We start from the raw sequence: 2,785 nt of genomic DNA, 5'->3' as shown, positions 1-2,785 counted from the left end.
GCCGGATGAGGTGAAAGTCTCACGTCCGGTTTTGAATGGGAGGGGATGGAGGCGACTCCATTCTCGACCCCTACTAGCTAACAGGAGAAAAACTGGTCTAAGCTAATTATCAAGTTGAAAACCCTGTAGCTTTGTTTTCTGGAAGGAGTGGAATCAGCGTGTCATTAACAAACGTAACAGTCCGAGGTAGACAAAGGCTTGAGTCGCCACCGTCAGGCTTATTTGACTTCATCCAGTCAGTAAGCAAAGTTACCGCCGGAACCATATTGGGTACAACCATGTTAGCCAGTTCCGTGGTGGCAGGAGGGCTGGTGGGTCTAGCCGTTAGTTTCCGTAACTTACCAGACGTAAGGGTATTACAAAACTATATTCCCACCGAAACCACCCACATCTACGATATTCAGGGTAGACACTTAGCCAGCCTTCACGACGAAGCCAACCGAGAAGTAGTTTCTCTTGATGAAATATCCCCCCATGCAAAACGGGCGGTATTAGCTATTGAAGATAGCCATTTTTATGATCATCGGGGTATATATCCCACCGGGATAGTACGAGCTATGCTTGCTAACCTGGAAAGGGGGAAAACCGTAGAGGGTGGTTCGACCATAACCATGCAGTTGGTGAAAAACCTGTTTTTATCCCCCAGCAGAACCATTAGCAGAAAAGCGGCTGAGGCGGTCATGGCAATTCGCCTCGAACAAATTTTAGACAAAGACGAAATTCTAGAATTATACCTAAATCAGGTTTACTGGGGTCATAACCTTTATGGGATTGAAACCGCCGCCCAAAGCTATTTTAACAAACCAGCATCGGAGCTGAGATTATCTGAAGCGGCGATGATTGCGGGTTTAATTTCCGCCCCAGAAGACTATAGCCCCTTTGTTAATTATCCACTAGCTAAACAACGACAGGCTCAAGTGCTTAACCGCATGGTAGATCTAAATTGGATTACTCCAGAAGAGGCGGCGGAAGCTAGAAAAGAACCCCTATTAGTGGGTAGGATCACCTCATTTAGAACCAGTGAATTGCCATACGTGACGGAAGCGGTGGTTCAGGAGTTAACTAGGGAGTTTGGTCGTGATGCCGTCCTGAAAGGGGGAATGCGGGTTCAAACGACCATTGATTTGAACTTCCAGCGCATGGCAGAAAGAACGGTGAGGGAATGGCACGATCGCCTTTATTATCGAGGAGTATATCGCGATCGCAATAACGGTCAAATCGCATTAGCCGCCGTAGACCCCACTACCCATTTTGTCAAAGCCATGGTGGGAGGGTCTGATTATAATAAAAGCCAGTTCAACCGAGCTATTCAGGCTCAACGGCAACCTGGATCCGCCTTTAAGCCATTTGTTTACTATGCCGCCTTCGCTACCGGTAGATACGCTCCTAGTACCATTGTTCAAGATACCCCTGTTAGCTATCGCGACGGGTCTGGGTATTATTCACCCCGCAACTATGGCGGTGGCTTCTCCGGCGCTGTTACCATTAGATCAGCTTTAGAGACCTCCCTGAATATTCCGGCCGTCAAGCTGGGTCAATCTGTAGGACTCAATCAGGTAATCGAGGTTTGTCGCCTCCTGGGAATTACTAGCCCTATGGAGCCCGTCATTTCCTTACCACTAGGATCTGTGGATCTCACCCCTATGGAAATGGCTGCATCTTTTGCTACTTTTGCTAATGACGGTTGGCATTCTGACCCCACTTTTATTGTACAAGTCACTGATAGCCAGGGAAATGTCTTGCTTGACAATACCCCATCACCTCGCTTAGTTCTGAATCAGTGGGCTGTTGCCTCCCTAAATGATGTGTTGCAAGGGGTAATTACCAGTGGTACTGCCACCAGCGCCCGACTAGGACGACCAGCAGCCGGGAAAACTGGGACTACATCCTCCGAACGCGATGTCTGGTTTGTGGGTTATACTCCCCATTTATCGACAGCGGTTTGGGTTGGTAATGATGACTTCACTCGACTGGCTAGGGGAGTCACAGGAGGAACTGTCGCTGCTCCGGTATGGCGGGACTTTATGAGTCGTGCCTCTGTAGGGAAACCTCAAACTGGTTTTACTCCCGCTTCCAATTTTCCCCGACCTTAACCGGATGGGCAACAGGTGAGATTGAGATCGTACAATAGAATAAAGTCCCTAAATCATACTCAGTCTTGAGTTGAGCCTCCGGGATCAACCCCGGAGGTATTGGGTTTTCTGAATTAGGATGTTTGCGCCATGAATCTAAATACTTCTTCGACCTCTAGTGTACCAAGCAAAGTAGAGGTTTCTATCCATATTGATTCGGAATTATTGGATCAGGTCAAGCACTTGACTAATGATCCCAGTAAAGTCATTGAAACCGCTCTCCGACAATGGTTGCGGGGAGAACGCCCAGAAGATGATTTGGCTTTGAGTCTACAACGTAACCCTCCCGTGCCACCCCGGGGCGAGTGGAATGATTGAACAAAAACAGCGACGCACTCGGTCTACCTCACCGCCGGCAGGTCCGCAGGCAGGTGGGGAGAGCCTCATCAAAAATCTAGCATAGCCGGCGTGTTTGACCATCAAGCCACCTTGATGGTCATTGAGTTGGGGGCGGAAAGCCTTGTAAACCACGGTGCGATCGCCAGACTGATCCGGGTTCAATGTGTCAGTTGACATTGTACCCTAAAACGGGTACAATGGATGGGCAAGGTGGTGTTTAAGCCTTGACCGAAGCGGGTCAGCACCCCCGGCTGAAGCACGGGGGCTTCGTGCCCCCCTTTCAGGTAGCTGACCAGCTATAGCCTTAACTGGCT

The 2,785-nt window shown here is 49.2% G+C and carries 2 protein-coding genes; both read left to right on the top strand.

The features are described from left to right. The first annotated feature begins 158 nt into the window (after window positions 1-158). Window positions 159-2,093, top strand: coding sequence for a transglycosylase domain-containing protein (locus ACTIE0_RS23740; RefSeq protein ID WP_006669807.1), 1,935 nt, complete (start codon window positions 159-161; stop codon window positions 2,091-2,093). A gap of 129 nt (window positions 2,094-2,222) precedes the next feature. Further along, a complete protein-coding gene (locus tag ACTIE0_RS23735) occupies window positions 2,223-2,450 on the top strand; it encodes a type II toxin-antitoxin system CcdA family antitoxin (RefSeq protein WP_006617421.1) in 228 nt (75 codons plus the stop codon). Window positions 2,451-2,785: the final 335 nt, after the last annotated feature.

Source organism: Limnospira sp. (genome assembly GCF_051859755.1).
GTDB classification, from domain to species: domain Bacteria; phylum Cyanobacteriota; class Cyanobacteriia; order Cyanobacteriales; family Microcoleaceae; genus Limnospira; species Limnospira fusiformis.
Note: the sequence above shows the minus strand (reverse complement) of the source record. Positions and strands in the feature narration are given on the sequence as shown.